Here is an 18,220-nt window from a genome sequence, read left to right as displayed (position 1 = left end):
CGGTGGCTGGTGGTGGTCAGCGGGGATCGGGGTCATCGAGGTCGGTCTCGGTGTTGACCTCCGGGTTCGCGTCCGCGGCAGGGTCCTGCTTGCCGAAGGTCGGGTTGTGCACCTTCCCGAGGGTGATGTGCACCGCCTGCTGGTCGGTGTAGAAGTCGATCGAGCGGTAGCCGCCCTCGTGGCCGAGGCCCGATGCCTTCACGCCGCCGAACGGGGTGCGCAGGTCGCGCACGTTGTTCGAGTTGAGCCAGACCATGCCGGCCTCGATGTTCTGCGCGAAGTTGTGGGCCCGCTTGAGGTCGTTCGTCCACACGTACGCGGCCAGGCCGTACTTGGTGTTGTTGGCCAGCGAGAGCGCCTCCTCGTCCGAGTCGAATGGCGTGATCGCCACGACGGGGCCGAAGATCTCCTCCTGGAAGATGCGGGCGTCCGGCTTGACGTCGGCGAACACGGTCGGGGCGACGAAGTTGCCGAACTCGAAGCCCTCCGGCCGGCCGCCGCCGGCGACGAGGCGGCCCTCCTCCTTGCCGATCTCGACGTAGGACATGACCTTCTCGAAGTGCTCGGGGTGCACGAGCGCCCCAACCTCCGTGGCGGCGTCGTGCGGGTAGCCGACCTTGACGCGCTTGGCCTGCGCGGCGTACCGCTCGACGAACTCGTCGTAGACGTCGCGCTGGACGAGGATGCGGGAGCCCGCCGTGCAGCGCTCGCCGTTGAGGGAGAACACGCCGAAGATGGTTGCGTCGATCGCGGCGTCCAGATCGGCGTCGGCGAACACGATCGCCGGGCTCTTGCCGCCGAGCTCCATGGACAGGCCCTTGAGGAACGGTGCGGCGTTGCCGAAGATGATCTGGCCCGTCCGGCTCTCGCCGGTGAACGAGATGAGGGGAACGTCGGGGTGCTTCACGAGGGCGTCGCCGGCGTCCTCGCCGAGGCCGTTGACGAGGTTGAACACGCCCTTCGGCAGGCCCGCCTCCTCGAAGATCCCGGCCCACAGGGACGCCGAGAGGGGGGTGAACTCGGCGGGCTTGAGCACCACGGTGTTGCCGGTGGCCAGCGCCGGGCCGAGCTTCCACGACTCGAGCATGAACGGGGTGTTCCATGGCGTGATGAGGCCCGCAACGCCGATCGGCTTGCGGTTGACGTAGTTGATCTGGCGGCCGGGGACCTTGAAGGTGTCGTCGGCCTGGGCCACGATCAGGTCCGCGAAGAAGCGGAAGTTCTCGGCGGCCCGGCGGGCCTGGCCCAGCGCCTGCGTGATCGGCAGGCCCGAGTCGAAGGACTCGAGCTCGGCGAGGCGTGCGTCGCGGGACTCGACGATGTCCGCGATCCGGTGCAGCACCCGGGAGCGCTCGCGGGGGAGCATCTTCGGCCAGGGGCCCTCGTCGAAGGCGCGCTTGGCGGCGGCGACGGCGAGCTCGATGTCCGCCTTCTTGCCCGCGGCGGCCTTGACGTAGACCTCGTTGGAGACGGGCTCGAGGACGTCGAAGGTGTCGCCGTCCACGGAGTCGACGAACTGGCCGTCGATGTAGTGCTGGATGCGCTCGGGGAGGTTGTCGGGGACGTGGCGATCGTTCATGGTGCAGATCCTTCGCTGTGTCTGTGGTCGCTGGGTCTGGAGAGTCTGGAGGTCTAGAGCGTGGGGAAGCCGGGGTTCTCGCCGGTGCGGGCGAGGTACGCGGTCAGGGTCGCGGAGCGGTGCCGGCGCGCCGCGAGCTCGATCTCGGCGGTCGGCGCGTGGTTCTCGATGAGCTTCAGGAGTTCCTCGTGCTCCTCGACCGATTCGGCGGCGCGCTCGGGGACGTAGCTGAACGTGGACCCGCGCAGTGCCTTGAGGCGGTTCCACCCGCGGTGGACGAGGTCGAGGATGTGCGGGTTCGGGCAGTGCTCGAACAGGACCGAGTGGAAGTCCCGGTTCAGGGCCGTGAACGCGACGGGGTCGAAGTGCAGCGGGTCCTGGGCGAGGAACTCGCGCATCCGGCTGTTGACCTCACGCGCCGCGGCGAGGTCTTCGGCCGTGACCGACGGCGCCGAGAGCGCGGTGGCCGCTCCCTCGACGAGGCTCAGCGTCTGCATGGTGTACAGGTACTCCGTCGGGTCGATCCCGGCCACCGTGGCCCCGACGTTCTTCTCGAACGTCACGAGCCCCTCGGCCTCGAGCCGGCGCACGGCTTCCCGGACAGGCACCACCGACACGTCGAGCTTCTCGGCGACCTGGGACAGCACGAGCCGGGCGCCGGGGGCGAGGTCCCCGGCGACGATCTGCTCGTGGAGCCAGTCGTAGGCGAGCTCGGACTTGCTCGCAGGCGCCGGTGCGACGCTCACGGCTGATCCTCGGGCCCGGCGGCGAGGGACTCCTCGTACTTGGCGCGCCAGACGGCGTTCATCGGGAACAGCCCGTCGACGGCGTTTCCCTCGGCGACCCGCTCCGCGACCCACGCCTCCTCGCGCTCCTGGGCGACGGCGTCGTCCGCGACCTCCTCGGCGAGGTTGGCCGGGATGACCACGAGGCCGTCCTCGTCGCCCACGATCACGTCGCCGGGCACGACGGCGGCGCCGCCGCACGCGACCGTCTCGTCGACCGACCACGGAACGTGCCTGCGGCCGAGGACGGCGGGGTGGGCGTTCGCGCCCCAGGCCGGGATGTCCATCGCCGAGACGGGCCCGAAGTCGCGGATGCCGCCGTCGGTGATGACGGCCGCCGCACCGAGCACCTGGGCGCGCAGGGCGAGGACGTCCCCGAGCGTCCCGGAGCCCTTCTCGCCGCGCGCGTCCATGACGAGGATGTCGCCGGGGCGCAGGGAGTCGACCGCACGCTTCTGCGCGTTGTAGCCGCCGCCGAACTCCTTGAAGAGGTCCTCGCGGGCGGGGATGTAGCGCAGGGTGCGGGCCGTGCCGACCACCTTCGCGCCGGGCTTGGTGGGGATGAGCCCCTCGATGTGGCAGTTCTGCATGCCGCGCCTGCGCAGCTGGACGCTCAGCGTCGCCGTGCCCACGCTCTTCAGCTTCTCGGTCAGCTCCGGCGTGAGGATGCTCGCGGGGCGGGAGTCGGCGGGCGTGATCCCCGCGGCTTCGGCCGAGCCCCACGCGTCGATCCGGTCCGCGTCGGTCAGCTTCGGGAGCGCGCCGACGGGGGAGAGCACGAGGCTGGACTGGACGACCTTGTTGGCGAGCCGGCCGGTGGTGAGGTGGCCGCCGTCGTGCGTCGCGCCGTCGACCTCGACCTCGACGAGATCACCCGGCTGGGCGACCGTCGCGCCGGCCGGGGTCCCCGTGAGGATGATGTCCCCGGGCTCGAGGGTCATGAGGCGGGAGAGGTCGGCGACGAGCTGGGCGAACGGGAAGATGAGGGTGGACGTCGTGTCGTCCTGCGTGAGCTCGCCGTTGATCCACATCCGCACGCGGAGGTTGGCCGGATCGACCTCCTGCGCCGGGAGGAGCGCGGGGCCGATCGGCGCGATCCCGTCCGCGCCCTTGGAGCGGAGGTTGGAGCCCTTGTCCGCCCAGCGGAGGTCGGCGAACCCGGCGTCGTTCGCGGCGGTCACCGAGCCGACGTGCGCCCATGCGTCCTCGAGGGCGACGTTGCGGGCCCGCGAGCCGATCACGAGGGCCACCTCGCCCTCGACCGTGAGCGCCTCGACGCCCTGGGGGCGCGCGAGCTCCGCGCCGTCGAGCCCGAGCGACGTGGCCGGCTTGAGGAAGTAGGAGGGGTTGGCAGGAGTGCGCCCCCGCTGGGCCGCGCGGCTCGGGTAGTTGAGGTGGACGGCGATGACCTTGCCTGCGGCGTCGATGATGTCCTGGCCAAGCTGCTCTTGGTGGTGCACGTGGTCCTCTTCTTCGAGTCGTCGGGCCAGCCCTCCCCGAGGGCCGAGCTGGATCGTATACGATCATCGTATACGATCCAGTGTGCCGCGCGACACGGTGCCCGTCAACCCCTTCCGGTCCGTCGCAGAACGAAGTCCCCGGACGTGACTCCCAGGACGTGACTCCCAGACGGCCGCACGGAGCCGAGGACGCCGTCAGCGGTTCAGGAACTCGAGCGCAGCCTCCTTGAACGCACGCGCGGTCACGACGTTGACGTGGTTCCGCCCCGGGACGATGACGACCTCTGCGCCGGGGGCGAGGCCACGAAGGACCTCGAGGGCGCCGACGCGCTCGTCCTTCTCGCCGGCGACCATGAGCACCGGCTGCCGCGGGACGGCCTCCGCCGCATCGAAGGGCTCCTCCTTGATGCCCTCCACAAGGGAGAGCAGCGCGTACATGTCGGCGCCGGGCGAGGCCTGGGCCATCGTCACGAGGGCGGCGGTCGACTCGTCGTCGATCGAGGTGCCGTCCGCGAGGAAGCGCTGGGCGGCAGGCAGGTCGAACTCCGCGAGCGGGTCGCGGCTGCTCGGGCCGCCGAGGACGAGGCGCCGGACGAGCGACGGCTGGGTCGCGCCGAACTCCCACGCCAGCCGTGATCCCAGCGAGTAGCCCACGACGTCGAGCCCGCTCTCGGGGTGGCCGTCGGCGATCGGCCGGGCGCCAGCGTCGGTCACGATCTGCAGGAGGTCCGCGCGGATGCGGCTCGGCGTGTACGAGTCGACGTCCTCCGGTGCGGCGCTGCGGCCGTGGCCGGGCAGGTCGACGGCGATCACGCGTCGGCCCGATTCGAGCAGTGTCGAGACCCAGCCACTCTGCTCCCAGTTGAGCGCCACCGAGGAGGCGAAACCGTGGATGAGCAGGACGGGCGGGACGCCGGCGGGTGTCTCGGGCTCCGCCACGAGCACGTTGAGGCCGGGGTCCGTCCCCTCGACGGTGTGCTGCGGGGCCGCTCCCGCATGCTGTCCTGCCATCATGGGCACCATCTCCTCGTCAGGCCCCGGCGTCGGGGCGCCGGCGGTCGCCGGCTCGGTCGTCATCACGGTCCGCGCTCAGCTGTACCTGCCGCTTCGGCGCCCCCCGGACCGCACAGTCCCGACGATACCCGCCCCCCGGTCGGGACGGAGATGGCCCGAGCCGCTGTTCTGGTCGAAGGGCACGACGGCGGGGCGGAGACGCCGCACAGGCGGTCGAAAGCCCAGGCAGCCTGCGCAGGGCGACCGGGTGGATCCCGGGGGCCGCTGCACGGACTGCCTGGGCTCACAGACTGCCTGGCGGGCGCGCGGAGGCGGGACGGATCAGTCCGTCGTGACGGCGCTCCTGCGGCGCTGCGCGAGGGCGAGGGCGCCCGCGACCGCGGCCACGAGGGCAAACGTGCTCAGGAGCTGGATGCGGCTGTCCTCGCCGACCAGCCCGACCGCGAAGATCGCGGCGAGCAGCGCCAGGCCCAGCCCCGTGAGCCACGGGAAGCCCCGCATGCGCAGCGGGAGCGCCTCGCCGGCGGCGTCGGCGCGCCGGCGCAGGACGAGCTGGGACACGAGGGCCGAGCCCCAGACGATGAGGCACGTCGAGCCCACGAAGTTGAGCAGTACGGGCAGGACTGCGTCCGGGAACGCGAGCTCGAGCACGGTTGCGGCGAAGCCGAACACCACCGAGGCGACGACGGCGACCGCCGGGACGCGCGTGCGCGTGAGCTTCGCCAGGATGCGGGGGGCGTCCTGGCGCTCGGCGAGCGAGAAGACCATGCGCGAGGCGCCGTAGAGGTTGGCGTTGAGCGCGGACAGGAGGGCGACGACGGCCACGAGCGTGATGACGGTTGCGGCGCCCGGAAGGCCCGCGGCGTCCAGGACCGCGGCAAAGGGGCTCTTGAGGCCGTCGGACGTCCACGGCAGGACGGCCGCGATGACGAAGATGGAGCCGATGTAGAAGACCAGGATCCGCCACACGACGGTCCGCACCGCGCGCCCCACGCTGCGGGCGGGGTCCCGCGTCTCCGCGGCGGCGACCGAGACGATCTCCGTGCCGCCGAAGGCGAACACGACGACGAACAGGCCGGTGGCGATGCCGGCCATGCCCTGCGGGGCGAAGCCACCGTGGTCCGTGAAGTTGCTCAGGCCCGGCGAGGCGACCGAGGGGATCCAGCCGAACAGGAGTGCGGCCCCGACGAGGAGGAAGGCGACGATGGCGGCGACCTTCAGCAGGGCGAACCAGAACTCGAACTCACCGAAGTTGCGCACGCCCGTGAGGTTGACGGCGGTGAAGACGGCCATGAAGGCCAAGGCCATGAGCCAGACCGGCAGCACCGGGAAGACCGTCGCGAGGAGGCCCGCGGCGCCGAGGGCCTCGGCCGCGATCACCACGACGAGCTGGCACCACCAGAGCCAGCCCACGGTCGCGCCGGCCACGCCGCCGAGCGCCTTGCCGGTGTACACGGAGAAGGCGCCGCTGTTCGGATTGGCAGCGGCCATCTCGCCGAGGGCCCACATCACGATGATGATGAGGGTTCCCGCGACGAGGTACGAGATGAGGATGGCGGGGCCGGCCGCCTTGATGCCGGCTCCCGAGCCGATGAAGAGGCCTGCCCCGATCGCGCTGCCGAGCCCCATCATCGTGAGCTGGCGCGGTGACATCGAGTGTCCGAGCCTCGGCGCGGGCGTCGTCGTCGACGCGGTGCCGCGGCTGTCTGCAGTGTGCGTAGCTGTCATTTCCGTCTTTCGGATCTGCGATGGCCGGTGCCGCCGGGTAGGCTGGCCGGCCAGAGGACGCACTGACCATAGCGCCTTTCGCCGTCGCGTGTGTGGTGCACCTCACGCCCCTGTGCAGGGTGTGCAGAATCGGCGCCCGCCTCGCGGGATCGTTGGACATAATGCGCAGTGCATGCAGGGGGGTGCATCAATCTGTAGCATCGTGGCAGCGGCACGGTGGGGTGCCGACCAGGGAGGCAGAGATGAAGGTGGACGAGCTCGACGCGAAGATCGTGCGGCTGTTCAGCGACGAGCAGAGGATGAGCGTCCTGGAGGCCTCCCGCATCCTCCGCGTGGCACGCGCAACGGTCCAGGCGCGGCTCGACCGGATGGTCTCGAGCGGCGTCATCTCCCGCTGGGTGCCCCAGCCCGATCCCCGGGCCTTCGGCTTCCCGGTCGTCGCGTTCTGCTCCCTCACCATCAGCCAGGACCTAGGACACGAGGCGGTGGCGGAGGCGCTCTCCCGGATCCCGGAGGTCCTTGAAGTGCACACCGTCTCGGGCGACAGCGACCTCATGGCCCGGGTCGCGGCGAAGTCGAACTCGGACCTCCAGCGCGTGCTGGACGCCGTCACTGCGACCAAGGCGGTGCTGCGCTCTTCCTCGGTCATCGTGCTCAACACCCATTTCGAGGACCGCACGCTTCCCCTCCTCGAGTCAGCTGCGCGTTCCTGACGCCCCGCGGCGCTGACGCCCCCGCTGCCTTGGCGCAACGTCACCTTTTGCGCACGGTCACGGATGCGCGTACCATGACTTAGAGTCAAATTGACTTTAACTGCCCGTGAACGGGCTGCCGGTGCGAAGGGAGGCACAGGGATGAGCCAGATCTTCTTCGGAGCGCCTCCGCGGCCCAGCGCCCCCGCCGGGGCGAACGTCTCGGAGCGCGCCCAGCTGCCGCCGTCGCTCGCCATCTCGACCGTGATCTTCGCCCTCAAGCCCGATCCGCTGGCCAACGGCGCCCCGACGCTCTGGCTGCCGCTGGTGAGGCGCATCAAGGAGCCCTTCCGCGGCCAGTGGGCGCTGCCCGGCGGCCCCCTCACGGCCGAGGAGTCCCTCGAGGATGCCGCGCGGCGCAACCTCCTCGAGACCACCGGCCTCGCGCCCGCCTACCTCGAACAGCTCTACGCCTTCGGCGGCCTCAACCGCTCGAGCAGGCCCGAGCGCGGGAGCCAGCGCGTCGTGTCGATCGTGTACTGGGCCCTCGTGCGCGCCACCGAGGCGCAGCTCTCGGTCGGGGGCGCGGGCGGCGACGAGAACGTCGCGTGGCACCGCGCGGACACGGCCGGTGCCGGGGAGGGAGGCCTTGCCTTCGACCACCGCGAGATCGTGGACTACGCGCTCTGGCGGGTACGCACCAAGATCGAGTACGCCCAGATCGCCTACCACTTCCTGGGCCCGACCTTCACCCTGGCCCAGCTCCGCGAGGTCTACGAGGCGGTTCTGGGCCGGTCCCTCGACCCGGCCAACTTCCGCCGCCAGCTCAAGTCGGCACCGCAGATCGAGGCCACCGACGAGTTCCTCGAAGGCGGCCGGCACCGGCCGCCCCGGCTCTACCGGTACACCGGGCCGCTCGACGCGACCCCCGGCGGCCCTGGCCCCGGCAGCACCCAGTCCTAGCCATCACCCGACCCCTCCGCCACCAACCCCAGCCCGTCCCAGGAGCACGCCATGACATCTGTCGCCACCGCCATCAGCCTCATCTCGCGCGCCGAAGCCGAAGCGTCGTCCGAGGCCCGTGCGCTCGGCGGTGCGGGCGCGAGCACGTGCGGCGCTGACCTCGCGAAGGGCCCGTGGGAGTTCGACGCCGCCGAGGCCCTCCGCGGCCTGCCCGCCTACGGCCCCGGCGCCTCCGTCGCTGACGCTGCTCCGCGGTCGACGCCCCGCCAGGGCCAGCTGCCGCAGGAGTACCGGGAGGCCTCCGAGGACGAGCTGCGGGCCCGGATCACCGCCGCGAAGGAGGCCCTGGGCGAGCGCGTCGTCGTGCTCGGCCACTTCTACCAGCGCGACGAAGTGGTGGAGCACGCCGACTTCGTGGGCGACTCTTTCCAGCTCGCCAACGCCGCGCTCACCAGGCCGGATGCCGAGGCGATCGTCTTCTGCGGCGTGCATTTCATGGCCGAGACGGCCGACATCCTCTCGCGCCAGGACCAGGCCGTCATCCTGCCCAACCTCGCCGCGGGCTGCTCGATGGCGGACATGGCGGACATCGACTCTGTCGAGCAGGCGTGGGCCCAGCTCGAAGCGGTGCTCGGCACCGAGCCGGACGCCGACGGCCGGGTCCCGGTCATCCCCGTGACCTACATGAACTCCTCGGCCGCGCTCAAGGGCTTCTGCGGCGAGCACGGCGGGATCGTGTGCACCTCCTCGAACGCGGCCACCGTCCTGGAGTGGGCCTTCGAGCGCGCCCAGCGCGTCCTCTTCTTCCCGGACCAGCACCTCGGCCGCAACACCGCCAAGGCCATGGGCGTGCCTCTGCAGCAGATGCCGATGTGGAGCCCGCGCAAGCCCCTCGGCGGCAACGACGCCGCGACGCTTCTGGAATCGCGCGTGATCCTGTGGCACGGCTTCTGCTCGGTGCACAAGCGCTTCACGGTGGCCCAGATCGAGCAGGCCCGCGCGGAGTACCCCGGCGTCCGCGTGATCGTCCACCCGGAATGCCCCATGGAGGTCGTCGACGCCGCCGACGAGTACGGCTCCACCGACTACATCCGCAAGGCCATCGCCGGCGCGACCGAGCCGACGGTGTTCGCGATCGGCACCGAGGTCAACCTCGTCAACCGCCTGGCGGCCGAGTACCCGCAGCACACCGTCTTCTGCCTCGACCCCGTGATCTGCCCGTGCTCGACCATGTACCGGATCCACCCCGGGTACCTCGCCTGGGTGCTCGAGGGCCTGGTCGAGGGCGAGGTCCGCAACCGCATCGAGGTCCCCGCAGACGTCGCGGCCACCGCGCGGGTCGCCCTCGAGCGCATGCTGGCGGCCCGTCCGTGACCACCCGTCCAGCGTCCGCCCGGCGCCGCCGGCTCGTCGTCGTCGGCAGCGGGGTCGCGGGGCTCACGGGTGCGATCCGGGCCGCCGATCCCGCCCGGGGCGAGGGGGCCGACGTCGTGCTCCTCACCAAGGCGCGGCTCGCCGACTCCAACAGCATGCTCGCCCAAGGCGGCTTCGCCGCTGTGCTGCCCGAGGGCCAGTGCGCACCCGGCGACTCGGTGGCGAGCCATGCCGCGGACACCGTCGCGGCGGGAGCGGGCCACGGGAACCGTGGCGCCATCGAGGCGATGTGCGCCGCGGCCGCCGGCGCCGTGGAGGCGCTCGTCTCCCGTGGCGTCGGCTTCGACCGCGACGCCGACGGGCGGCTCGCGCTCGGGCTCGAGGCCGCTCACTCCTTCCCGCGGATCCTGCACGCAGGCGGGGACGCGAGCGGCGCCGGCATCAGCCTCGCGCTCATCGCGGTGCTCCGTCGGCTCGAGGCCGAGGGCCGCGTGCAGGTCCTCGAAGGCGCGGCCGCCACCGAGATCCTCCTCGAGGCCGGGGAGGCCGTCGGCGTCGCGTACACGCTGGCCGGCGGGGCGGCCGCACCGCACACGTCGGGCCGCATCTCCGCCGACGCCGTCCTGCTCGCCACCGGGGGAGCGGGCCAGCTCTACGCGCAGACCACGAACCCCGCCGTCGCGACGGGCGACGGCGTGGCCCTCGCCTACCGCGCCGGGGCCGTCCTGCGCGACCTCGAGTTCTACCAGTTCCACCCCACCGCGCTGCAGACGAGGGACGCCGACGGCCGCCTGCGCTCGCAGCTCGTGTCCGAGGCGGTCAGGGGCGAGGGCGCGGTGATCCGGGACGCTGCCGGCCGCCGCTTCGTGGGCGACTACCACGCTCTCGGCGAACTCGCCCCGCGGGACGCCGTGTCCCGGGCGCTCGCCCTGCACGCCCGCGCCGGCGGAGGCCAGGCGTTCCTCGACGCGACGGGGCTCGAGGAACGGCACGGTCGGGGGTTCCTCGCGCGGCGCTTCCCCGGCCTGGACGCCATGACCCGCGCGGCCGGATTCGACTGGCGGCGTGAGCCGCTCCCCATCGGCCCCGCGGCCCACTACTGGATGGGCGGCGTTGCGACGGACCTCGACGGCGCCACGAGCGTCCCGGGCCTCTACGCGGCGGGTGAGACGGCGTGCACCGGGGTCCACGGTGCCAACAGGCTCGCCTCCAACTCGCTGCTCGAAGGCGCGGTGTTCGCGGCCCGTGCGGTGGAGCACGCCCTCTCACGCGTCGGGGGAGCGTGGCATGGTCCATCCCCGGCCGGGGAGCACTCGATCCTCTCCCCTGAGGCCGAGGACCAGGGCACGCCCGGAGACCTCCTGGCCGGTGCTGCCGGACGTGCGCGCCTCGCCGCCGCCATGCAGGCCGACGCCGGCGTGCTGAGGGAGCGGGAAGGCCTGGACCGGCTCCGGTCGGCCCTCGGCTCGTGGGCCTCCGAGGAGCCGGAGGCGGCCAACCTCCTGACGCTCGGACGCCTCCTGGCCGCGGCCGCCGCCGCCCGCGGGGAGTCCCTCGGCTCCCACTTCCGCCTCGACGCCCCCCAGCGGCGCGCCGACGGCCTCGGCGCGGCGGCGAGCATCGACGTCGTGCGCGCACCCGCCATCGCAGGAAGGACCTCGTGAGAATGACAGCCACCGCCACATCCACCTCGCCCGCTGCACGGGAGGCCGGGGGCACGCCGGCGCCGATCCCGCTCGCGCCCGCCGCGCTGCGCCGCGTCCTCGAGGCCGCCTACGCCGAGGACGCGCCCAGCGGCGACCTGACCTCGCTCCTGCTCATCCCCTCCGCCGCGCGGGCCACGGCCGAGCTGCGCGCCCGCGTCCCGGGCGTCTTCTCGGGCGGACCGGTCGTCGCGGCCGGTTTCGCCCTGCACGATCCCGCCGCGGACGTGCAGGTGCTGTTCGCCGAGGGGCAGGCGTTCGACGCCGGCGACGTCCTGGCCCGGGTGTCCGGCCGCGCCCAGTCGATCCTCACCGCGGAGCGGGTCGTGCTCAATCTGGTCCAGCGCATGAGCGCGATCGCGACCCAGACGGCGCAGTACGTGGCGCTCGCCCGCGGCACCAAGGCCAAGATCGTGGACACGCGCAAGACCACCCCCGGGCTGCGCGAGCTCGAGCGGTACGCCGTGCGCTGCGGCGGCGGACGCAACCACCGCTTCAGCCTCTCCGACGCCGTCATGGCCAAGGACAACCACCTCGCCGTCCTCACCGGGGGAGACCCGTCCCGGCTGACCGGCGTGCTCCGGGGCGCACGGGACCGCCTCGGCCACACCACGCACTTCGAGGTCGAGGTGGACCGACTCGAGCAGATCGAGCCGGTCCTCGCCGCCGGGGTCGACACGATCATGCTGGACAACTTCTCCCTGGCCGACCTCCGGACCGGAGTGGAGATGGTGGCGGGGCGCGCCACCGTCGAGGCGAGCGGCGGCGTGACCCTGGAGACCGTCGCCGACATCGCGGCCACCGGAGTCGACGTCATCTCGGTCGGGGCGCTCACCCACTCCGTGGTCAACCTCGACCTTGGCCTCGACCTCGTCATCGGCGGCCCCGCGGGGCAGGCGGCCCCGTGATCTACCTCGACGCCGCCGCCACGGTCCCCGTGCGCCGCGAGGTGCTCGAGGCCATGTGGCCGTACCTGACCGGCGACTTCGGCAACCCCTCGAGCCACCACGAGGTGGGGGACCGGGCCCGGGACGGCCTCGAGGGAGCGCGTGCGGATGTCGCCGGCGTCCTCGGCTGCCGCCCGTCCGAGGTCACGTTCACCTCCGGGGGCACCGAGGCGGACAACCTCGCCGTGAAGGGCATCGCCCTCGCCCGTCGTGCCGCCGACCCGCGGCGCACGCGTGTGGCGGTCAGCGCCGTCGAGCATCCCGCGGTCCTCGAGTCGGCGCGGAGCCTGGCCCGCCTGCACGGCTTCGCTGTCGACCTCGTGCCCGTCGACGCGCAGGGACGCGTCACGCCCGAGGCGCTCGCCGCCGTCGTGGGTCCCGGGACCGCCGTCGCGTCGGTGATGTACGCCAACAACGAGGTGGGCACCGTCCAGCCGGTCGGCGAGCTGGCCGCCGTCGCCCGGGCGGCGGGGGTTCCGCTCCACACCGACGCCGTCCAGGCAGCCGGCTGGCTCCCGCTGGGCGTCCGCTCCCTCGGTGTCGACGCGCTCTCGGTCTCGGGACACAAGCTCGGCGCCCCCAAGGGCGTGGGGGCGCTGTTCGCCGCTGGGCGCATCGCGGTCGAGCCGCTCGTCCACGGCGGCGGCCAGGAGCGCGGGCTGCGCTCCGGCACCGAGAACGTCGCGGGCGCCGTCGCGCTCGCCACCGCCCTGCGCCTGGCCGAGGCGGAGCGCACGACGGCGGCGGCGCGCCTGTCGCTGCTGCGCGACGGGTTCATCTCCCGGGTGCTCGAGCTCGTGCCCGATGCCACCCTGACCGGACACCCGACCGAGCGCCTCCCCGGGAGTGCGTCGTTCTGCTTCCCGCGTGTGAGCGGGGAGTCGGTGCTGCTCGAGCTCGAGCGGCGGGGAGTGGTGTGCTCGTCGGGCTCGGCGTGCGCCGCGGGTTCCAGCGAGCCGTCACACGTCCTGACCGCGATGGGCATCGCCTCCGACGTGGCGCAGACGGCTGTGCGCTTCACGCTGCCCGCATCAGTCACCGCCGAGGACCTCGACCGGGCCGCGGCTGCCCTCGCCGACGCCTGCGCGGCGGTCGCCGGGATCGCACGCCGCTAGCGCCTGCGCGTCGTCCAGTCGTCGGCGCGGCCTCAGGCGTCCCGCGCCCGGCGGAAGATCCACAGCCGCAGGAGCGCGAACCGCACGGCGGTGGCGGCCCAGCCCGCGACCGTCGTCGTCCACAGCTCCGCCACGACCCCTGCGGACGGGTCCACCCAGTGCAGGACCGCGAGGCTTCCGGAGGTGAGGGCGAGCGCGACCGCCATCGCCACGAGCCCGTTGAGGTGGTCCTTGGCGAGGCGCTCGGCACCGCGCACCTTGAAGGTGAACCGGCGGTTCAGCCCGGTGTTCATGATCGAGGTCAGGATGAGCGCCACCGCGTTCGCGGCCTGCGCGCCCAACCACGGCCGGCACAGCGCGAACAGGGCCAGCGAGCTGAGCGTGCACACGATGCCGACGCCGGTGAAGCGCGCCAGCTGCCGGGCCATCGGGACGCGCCAGAGCCGCAGGCCAGGGCTGGCCGCCGCGGGGCTGGCCGCTGCAGGGCTTCCCGCTGCAGGGCTGGCTGCCAGGGGCTCCGACGGGCGACGGCCCCGGCGGGAGGGCGCGATCGCCGATCCTGCCGAGGCCGTCGTCTCAGCCGGCTGGGGGTCCATGTAGCCAGACTCTCATGCTTCGCTGTGCCGCCGCTGTGCCGGGAGTGTGCCCCGGCACAGCGGGGCCCGCCCCTACGGGCGGGGTGCTGGCCGGTTGGCCACGACCGGGGCGGCGCCGGTGTACCCCTCGCGGGCCTCGGCGATCTCGTGGATCCGCTGCCGAAGCGCGTACCAGCCGATCACCATCAGCACGCAGGCGACGGCGGTCGCCAGGAGCGTCCAAGGGGAATCGATGAGGACCATGACCAGGACGGCGGCGAGGAACACGAGGGTGACGTAGCCCGTCCACGGGGCGCCGGGCATCCGGAAGGCCGGGCGCTGGGTCCAGCCCTTCTTGGCCCAGCGGGCCAGCTGGATCTGGCACAGCACGATCGTGGCCCACGTGGAGAGGATGCCCACGGAGGCGACGTTCAGGACGATCTCGAAGGCGTCTGCCGGGACGAGGTAGTTCAGCGGGACGCCCAGGAGCGACACCGCGGCAGTGATCGCAATGCCGCCGTACGGGACGCCGGCCTTGTTCATCCGCAGCGCGAACTTCGGCGCGGAGCCGGCCGCTGCCATGGAGCGCAGGATGCGGCCGGTCGAGTACAGGCCCGCGTTGAGGGAGGACAGGGCGGCCGTGAGGACGACGAGGTTCATGATGACGTCCACGCCCTGGACCCCGATCGAGCCGAAGAAGGTCACGAACGGGCTCACGCCCTTCTCGAAGGAGGTGTAGGGGAGCAGGAGGGAGAGCAGGATGACCGAGCCGACGTAGAACACGGCGATGCGGAAGACGACCGAGTTGATGGCCTTGGGCATGATCTTCTCGGGGTTCTCCGTCTCGCCGGCGGCGGTGCCGACCAGCTCCACCGAGGCGTAGGCGAACACGACGCCCTGCATGAGCAGGATCATCGGTGCGATGCCCATGGGGAAGATGCCGCCGTGGTCGGAGATGAGGGAGAAGCCGGTGGGGGCGCCGGTGGGGGTGCCGAAGAGGACGAAGTAGATGCCCAGGGCGAGGAAGGACACGAGGGCGGCGACCTTGATCAGGGCGAACCAGAATTCCATCTCGCCGAAGACCTTGACCGAGACGAGGTTCAGCGTCAGGACGAGCACGAGGGCGATGAGCGCCCAGAGCCACTGCGGGACCGCGGCAATCCACGGGACGTAGCGGCCGAAGAAGTGCATGTAGAGCGCGGCAGCCGTGGTGTCCACGATCGTGGTCATGGCCCAGTTGATCCAGTAGAACCAGCCGGAGACGTAGGCGGCCTTCTCGCCGAAGAATTCGCGGGCGTAGGAGACGAAGGAGCCCGAGGAGGGGCGGTGGAGCACGAGCTCGCCGAGCGCGCGCAGGATGAGGAAGACGAACGCGCCGCAGATCGCGTAGGCGAGCACGAGCGAGGGGCCGGCCGCGGCGAGGCGGCCGCCGGCGCCGAGGAACAGCCCGGTGCCGATCGCGCCGCCGATGGCGATCATCTGGATCTGGCGCGCCTTGAGGCCCTTGTGGTAGCCGGCGTCCTCGGCGTGGAGGACATGGTCGGCCGCGTGCGCGTGGCCGTGGTCCTCGAGGTGGTCCGGGATCTCCAGGCCGCCTTTGGCCCGGGTGGGGTCGACGGATGACATCCGCGTCCTTTCGGTTGTGTGGACAGGGTGCAGACAGGGGGAGGGGGTTCTGCTGATGGGGTGCGTGGGGCGGCCCCGCGAAGCCCGGGGGCAGCCGTTGCCGAGCTAGGCGGTGAGGTTCGCGAGCCGCTCAGGCTGCAGGAGCTCCTCCAGCCGCTCGGCGGTGAGGAGGCCGCGCTCGAGGACGAGTTCGGCGACGCCGCGTCCGCTCGCGAGGGCCTCCTGCGCGATCTGGGTCGCCGCCGCGTAGCCCACGTGGGGGTTCAGGGCGGTGACGAGGCCGATGGACTGCTCGACGCCCTCGCGCAGGCGTTCCGCGTTGGCCGTGATGCCCCGCACGCAGCGATCGGTGAGGGTGCCGCACGCAGCCGCGAGATGCGTGATGCTCTTGTGGAGGCTGTGCACGATGACGGGTTCGAACGCGTTGAGCTGGAGCTGGCCGCCCTCGGCCGCGAGGGTGATCGTGACGTCGTTGCCGATGACCTCGAACGCCACCTGGTTGACCACTTCGGGGATGACCGGGTTGATCTTGCCCGGCATGATCGAGGACCCGGACTGGACGGCCGGGAGGGTGATCTCGGCGAGCCCGGCCCGCGGGCCCGAGGAGAGGAGACGGAGGTCGTTGCAGATCTTCGACAGCTTGACCGCGACGCGCTTCAGCACCCCGGAGAGGTGCACGAACGCGCCCATGTCCTGGGTGGCCTCGATCAGGTCGGGGGAGGTCACGAGCGGCAGCCCGGTGACGTCGGCGAGGTGGCGGCATGCCGCCTCGGCGTAGCCCGCGGGGGCGTTGAGGCCGGTGCCGATCGCCGTGGCGCCCAGGTTGATCTCGTGGATGAGGGCCGAGGCGTCCCGCAGGCGCTCGCGGTCCTCGCCGATCGTCACGGCGTAGGTGCCGAACTCCTGGCCCAAGGTCATGGGCACGGCGTCCTGCAGCTGGGTGCGCCCCATCTTCACGACCGTCCGGAACTCCGCCGCCTTCTCGGCGAAGGCCGACTCGAGCCGGTGCAGCGCGGCCAGGAGCTCCTCGATCCCGGCCACCGTCGCGACGCGCACCGCCGTGGGGTAGACGTCGTTGGTGGACTGGCTCAGGTTCACATGGTCGTTCGGGTGCAGCGCGGCGTAGTCGCCCTTCTCGCGCCCCAGCAGCTCGAGGGCGCGGTTCGCGATCACCTCGTTGGCGTTCATGTTCGACGACGTGCCCGCGCCGCCCTGGATGACGTCGACGACGAACTGCTCCGCGAGCCGCCCGTCCAGGATCTCCCGGCAGGCCGCCTCGATCGCGTCGCCGCGCTCGGAGTCGAGGAGGCCGAGCTCGCGGTTGGCGCGTGCGGCGGCGAGCTTGACGGCCGCGAGGCCGCGCACGAGGTGGCCGTTGCGGGAGAGCGGCTGGCCGGTGATGGGGAAGTTCTCCACGGCGCGGAGGGTGTGCACGCCCCAGTACGCGTCCGCGGGGACGTCGCGGTCTCCGAGGAGGTCGTGCTCGGACCGCACTCCCGCGGAGGGGGCAAGGGTGGTCGAGGTCATGGGTGCCTTTCGGGTTCTGGTGTGGGAGGGGTCAGAGTGCCGATGCCGGGAAGGCCGCCTCGAGCGCGACAAGCTCGCCGACGCGGCGCCCCCCTCCGAGGACCGGCTGGGCTGCCAGGGCCTCGAGCGCGCCCGCGGGGGCCGCCTCGGGGACGCCCAGCGTCGACAGGGCGCGGACGGTGATGGGCATGCGGGCCCGGTCGCCGCCGTCGGAGACCTTGACCGCCACCGCCCGCCCGTCCGGCAGGCCGACGAGCTGGACGCCCTCGAAGCCGTCCTTCGCGACCGCACCGGGCAGGGCGCGCATGAGGGCGGTGACGTCGCGGCCCTCGCCGGCCACCATCTCGGGGTGCTGGGTCATGGCGCGGGCGACGGCGGCCTCGGCACCCGGGTGCGCGTCGTCGCCGTCGTGCGTGGGGGCCGCGGCACCCGCTGCGGCGAGGCGCCCGTACGCGCGGGCCATCCCCGCGAGGGTGAGGGCGGGCAGCGGCGTGCCGCAGCCGTCGGTGGTCCACGCGGCCGGCGTCTCGCCGGTGAGCTCGGCGATGGTCTCCGCGACGAGGAGCTGGAGGGGGTGCTGGGGGTCGAGGTAGGTGTCGGCGTCCCAGCCGTTGAGCTTGCACACGGCCGCCATGGCGGCGTGCTTGCCCGAGCAGTTCTGGCAGATCCGGTCGGCCCTGCCGCCGCTGCGGAGCCAGTCCTCGCGCTCGGCGGCTCCGTAGGGGAGGTCACGCGTGTTGCGCAGCGCCTCGGCGGTGAGCCCGTGCTGCCGCAGGATCTCGAGGGCGCCGCCGCGGTGGGCCGCGGAGCCGCTGTGGCTCGCGGCGGCGAGCGCCAGCAGCGCGTCCCTGACGCGGAGGCCCGCCCGGACGAGGGCGACGGCCTGGAGCGGCTTGAGTGCGGACCGGGGGAAGAACGGGACCGTGGACGCCCCGGCCGCGAAGACGAGTGACCCGTCCGCCTCCGTCGCCGCGACACTCCCGTAGTGAACCCCCTCGACGACGCCACCGCGCACCTGAGCGGCGAGCGGGACGTGCGCCGGAAGCGCCGGCAGGACCGGGGCCCCCGCGGAGGCCGTGGGGTTCTCCTCGTCGGTCTCGGCCGCGGGCATGGTCAGGGCAGGGCTGCGCAT

At 72.6% G+C, this 18,220-nt stretch carries 15 protein-coding genes; 6 read left to right on the top strand and 9 right to left on the bottom strand.

Going from position 1 to position 18,220, the window contains the following annotated elements:
* Window positions 1–16: 16 nt before the first annotated feature.
* From hpaE to CGQ25_RS09375, 5 genes are all read right to left on the bottom strand, one after another.
* The gene (hpaE, locus tag CGQ25_RS09395; protein ID WP_208709099.1) at window positions 17–1,579 is read right to left on the bottom strand and encodes a 5-carboxymethyl-2-hydroxymuconate semialdehyde dehydrogenase; all 1,563 of its coding nucleotides are present in this window, start codon (window positions 1,577–1,579) and stop codon (window positions 17–19) included.
* A gap of 53 nt (window positions 1,580–1,632) precedes the next feature.
* Window positions 1,633–2,325, bottom strand: a complete 693-nt coding sequence (locus CGQ25_RS09390; RefSeq protein ID WP_208709097.1) for a GntR family transcriptional regulator — start codon at window positions 2,323–2,325, stop codon at window positions 1,633–1,635.
* Window positions 2,322–3,824: a fumarylacetoacetate hydrolase family protein gene (locus CGQ25_RS09385; protein WP_208709096.1), complete on the bottom strand. Its 1,503-nt coding sequence runs from the start codon at window positions 3,822–3,824 to the stop codon at window positions 2,322–2,324. Before CGQ25_RS09385 ends, CGQ25_RS09390 begins: the two co-directional genes overlap by 4 nt.
* A 195-nt stretch (window positions 3,825–4,019) precedes the next feature.
* The gene (locus CGQ25_RS09380; RefSeq protein ID WP_208713012.1) at window positions 4,020–4,835 is read right to left on the bottom strand and encodes an alpha/beta fold hydrolase; all 816 of its coding nucleotides are present in this window, start codon (window positions 4,833–4,835) and stop codon (window positions 4,020–4,022) included.
* Window positions 4,836–5,159: 324 nt separating this feature from the next.
* The gene (locus CGQ25_RS09375; RefSeq protein ID WP_255405221.1) at window positions 5,160–6,491 is read right to left on the bottom strand and encodes an amino acid permease; all 1,332 of its coding nucleotides are present in this window, start codon (window positions 6,489–6,491) and stop codon (window positions 5,160–5,162) included.
* Between the two features lie 317 nt (window positions 6,492–6,808).
* On the opposite strand from CGQ25_RS09375, the gene CGQ25_RS09370 reads away from it, so the two are divergent.
* The 6 genes from CGQ25_RS09370 (at window position 6,809) to CGQ25_RS09345 (ending at window position 13,360) form a co-directional block, all read left to right on the top strand.
* Window positions 6,809–7,279, top strand: a complete 471-nt coding sequence (locus CGQ25_RS09370) for an Lrp/AsnC family transcriptional regulator (protein WP_208709092.1) — start codon at window positions 6,809–6,811, stop codon at window positions 7,277–7,279.
* A 141-nt stretch (window positions 7,280–7,420) separates the two neighbouring features.
* Window positions 7,421–8,221, top strand: coding sequence for an NUDIX domain-containing protein (locus tag CGQ25_RS09365; protein ID WP_208709090.1), 801 nt, complete (start codon window positions 7,421–7,423; stop codon window positions 8,219–8,221).
* Window positions 8,222–8,272: 51 nt separating this feature from the next.
* Window positions 8,273–9,595 carry a quinolinate synthase NadA gene (gene nadA / locus CGQ25_RS09360; RefSeq protein WP_208709088.1) on the top strand — a complete coding sequence of 441 codons (1,323 nt, stop codon included), beginning with the start codon at window positions 8,273–8,275 and terminating at the stop codon, window positions 9,593–9,595.
* The gene (locus tag CGQ25_RS09355; RefSeq protein ID WP_208709086.1) at window positions 9,592–11,259 is read left to right on the top strand and encodes an L-aspartate oxidase; all 1,668 of its coding nucleotides are present in this window, start codon (window positions 9,592–9,594) and stop codon (window positions 11,257–11,259) included. Before nadA ends, CGQ25_RS09355 begins: the two co-directional genes overlap by 4 nt.
* 2 nt (window positions 11,260–11,261) lie before the next feature.
* Entirely contained in the window at window positions 11,262–12,206 is a 945-nt protein-coding gene (gene nadC, locus CGQ25_RS09350) for a carboxylating nicotinate-nucleotide diphosphorylase (RefSeq protein ID WP_208709084.1), read from the top strand.
* The gene (locus CGQ25_RS09345) at window positions 12,203–13,360 is read left to right on the top strand and encodes a cysteine desulfurase family protein (protein ID WP_208709082.1); all 1,158 of its coding nucleotides are present in this window, start codon (window positions 12,203–12,205) and stop codon (window positions 13,358–13,360) included. The genes nadC and CGQ25_RS09345 overlap by 4 nt, the downstream gene beginning before the upstream one ends.
* A gap of 32 nt (window positions 13,361–13,392) precedes the next feature.
* Here the strand turns inward: CGQ25_RS09345 and CGQ25_RS09340 are convergent, their stop codons facing one another.
* The 4 genes from CGQ25_RS09340 to CGQ25_RS09325 all read right to left on the bottom strand — a co-directional run bounded on the left by CGQ25_RS09340 (window position 13,393) and on the right by CGQ25_RS09325 (window position 18,220).
* Window positions 13,393–13,956, bottom strand: coding sequence for a GtrA family protein (locus tag CGQ25_RS09340; RefSeq protein ID WP_369802208.1), 564 nt, complete (start codon window positions 13,954–13,956; stop codon window positions 13,393–13,395).
* A gap of 72 nt (window positions 13,957–14,028) precedes the next feature.
* Complete coding sequence (locus CGQ25_RS09335) at window positions 14,029–15,561, bottom strand: amino acid permease (protein WP_208709080.1); 1,533 nt, start codon at window positions 15,559–15,561, stop codon at window positions 14,029–14,031.
* A 105-nt stretch (window positions 15,562–15,666) separates the two neighbouring features.
* Window positions 15,667–17,088: an aspartate ammonia-lyase gene (gene aspA, locus CGQ25_RS09330; RefSeq protein WP_208709078.1), complete on the bottom strand. Its 1,422-nt coding sequence runs from the start codon at window positions 17,086–17,088 to the stop codon at window positions 15,667–15,669.
* 31 nt (window positions 17,089–17,119) lie between these two features.
* Window positions 17,120–18,220 (bottom strand): asparaginase, encoded by a 1,101-nt coding sequence (locus CGQ25_RS09325; protein WP_208709076.1) that lies wholly within the window; start codon window positions 18,218–18,220, stop codon window positions 17,120–17,122.

Source organism: Sinomonas sp. R1AF57, from assembly GCF_002224485.1.
Taxonomy (GTDB): Bacteria; Actinomycetota; Actinomycetes; order Actinomycetales; family Micrococcaceae; genus Sinomonas; species Sinomonas flava.
The sequence above is the reverse complement of the archived record's forward strand: the minus strand, read 5'-3'. Positions and strand labels throughout refer to the sequence as shown.

Coding starts and splice junctions, on each gene's coding strand:
- CGQ25_RS09340 (WP_369802208.1), bottom strand. CDS start 13,956: ATGGACCCCCAGCCGGCTGAGACGACGGCCTCGGCAGGATCGGCGATC.
- aspA (WP_208709078.1), bottom strand. CDS start 17,088: ATGACCTCGACCACCCTTGCCCCCTCCGCGGGAGTGCGGTCCGAGCAC.
- CGQ25_RS09365 (WP_208709090.1), top strand. CDS start 7,421: ATGAGCCAGATCTTCTTCGGAGCGCCTCCGCGGCCCAGCGCCCCCGCC.
- CGQ25_RS09380 (WP_208713012.1), bottom strand. CDS start 4,835: ATGGCAGGACAGCATGCGGGAGCGGCCCCGCAGCACACCGTCGAGGGG.
- CGQ25_RS09325 (WP_208709076.1), bottom strand. CDS start 18,220: ATGCGCAGCCCTGCCCTGACCATGCCCGCGGCCGAGACCGACGAGGAG.
- nadC (WP_208709084.1), top strand. CDS start 11,262: ATGACAGCCACCGCCACATCCACCTCGCCCGCTGCACGGGAGGCCGGG.
- hpaE (WP_208709099.1), bottom strand. CDS start 1,579: ATGAACGATCGCCACGTCCCCGACAACCTCCCCGAGCGCATCCAGCAC.
- CGQ25_RS09375 (WP_255405221.1), bottom strand. CDS start 6,491: ATGTCACCGCGCCAGCTCACGATGATGGGGCTCGGCAGCGCGATCGGG.
- nadA (WP_208709088.1), top strand. CDS start 8,273: ATGACATCTGTCGCCACCGCCATCAGCCTCATCTCGCGCGCCGAAGCC.
- CGQ25_RS09370 (WP_208709092.1), top strand. CDS start 6,809: ATGAAGGTGGACGAGCTCGACGCGAAGATCGTGCGGCTGTTCAGCGAC.
- CGQ25_RS09335 (WP_208709080.1), bottom strand. CDS start 15,561: ATGTCATCCGTCGACCCCACCCGGGCCAAAGGCGGCCTGGAGATCCCG.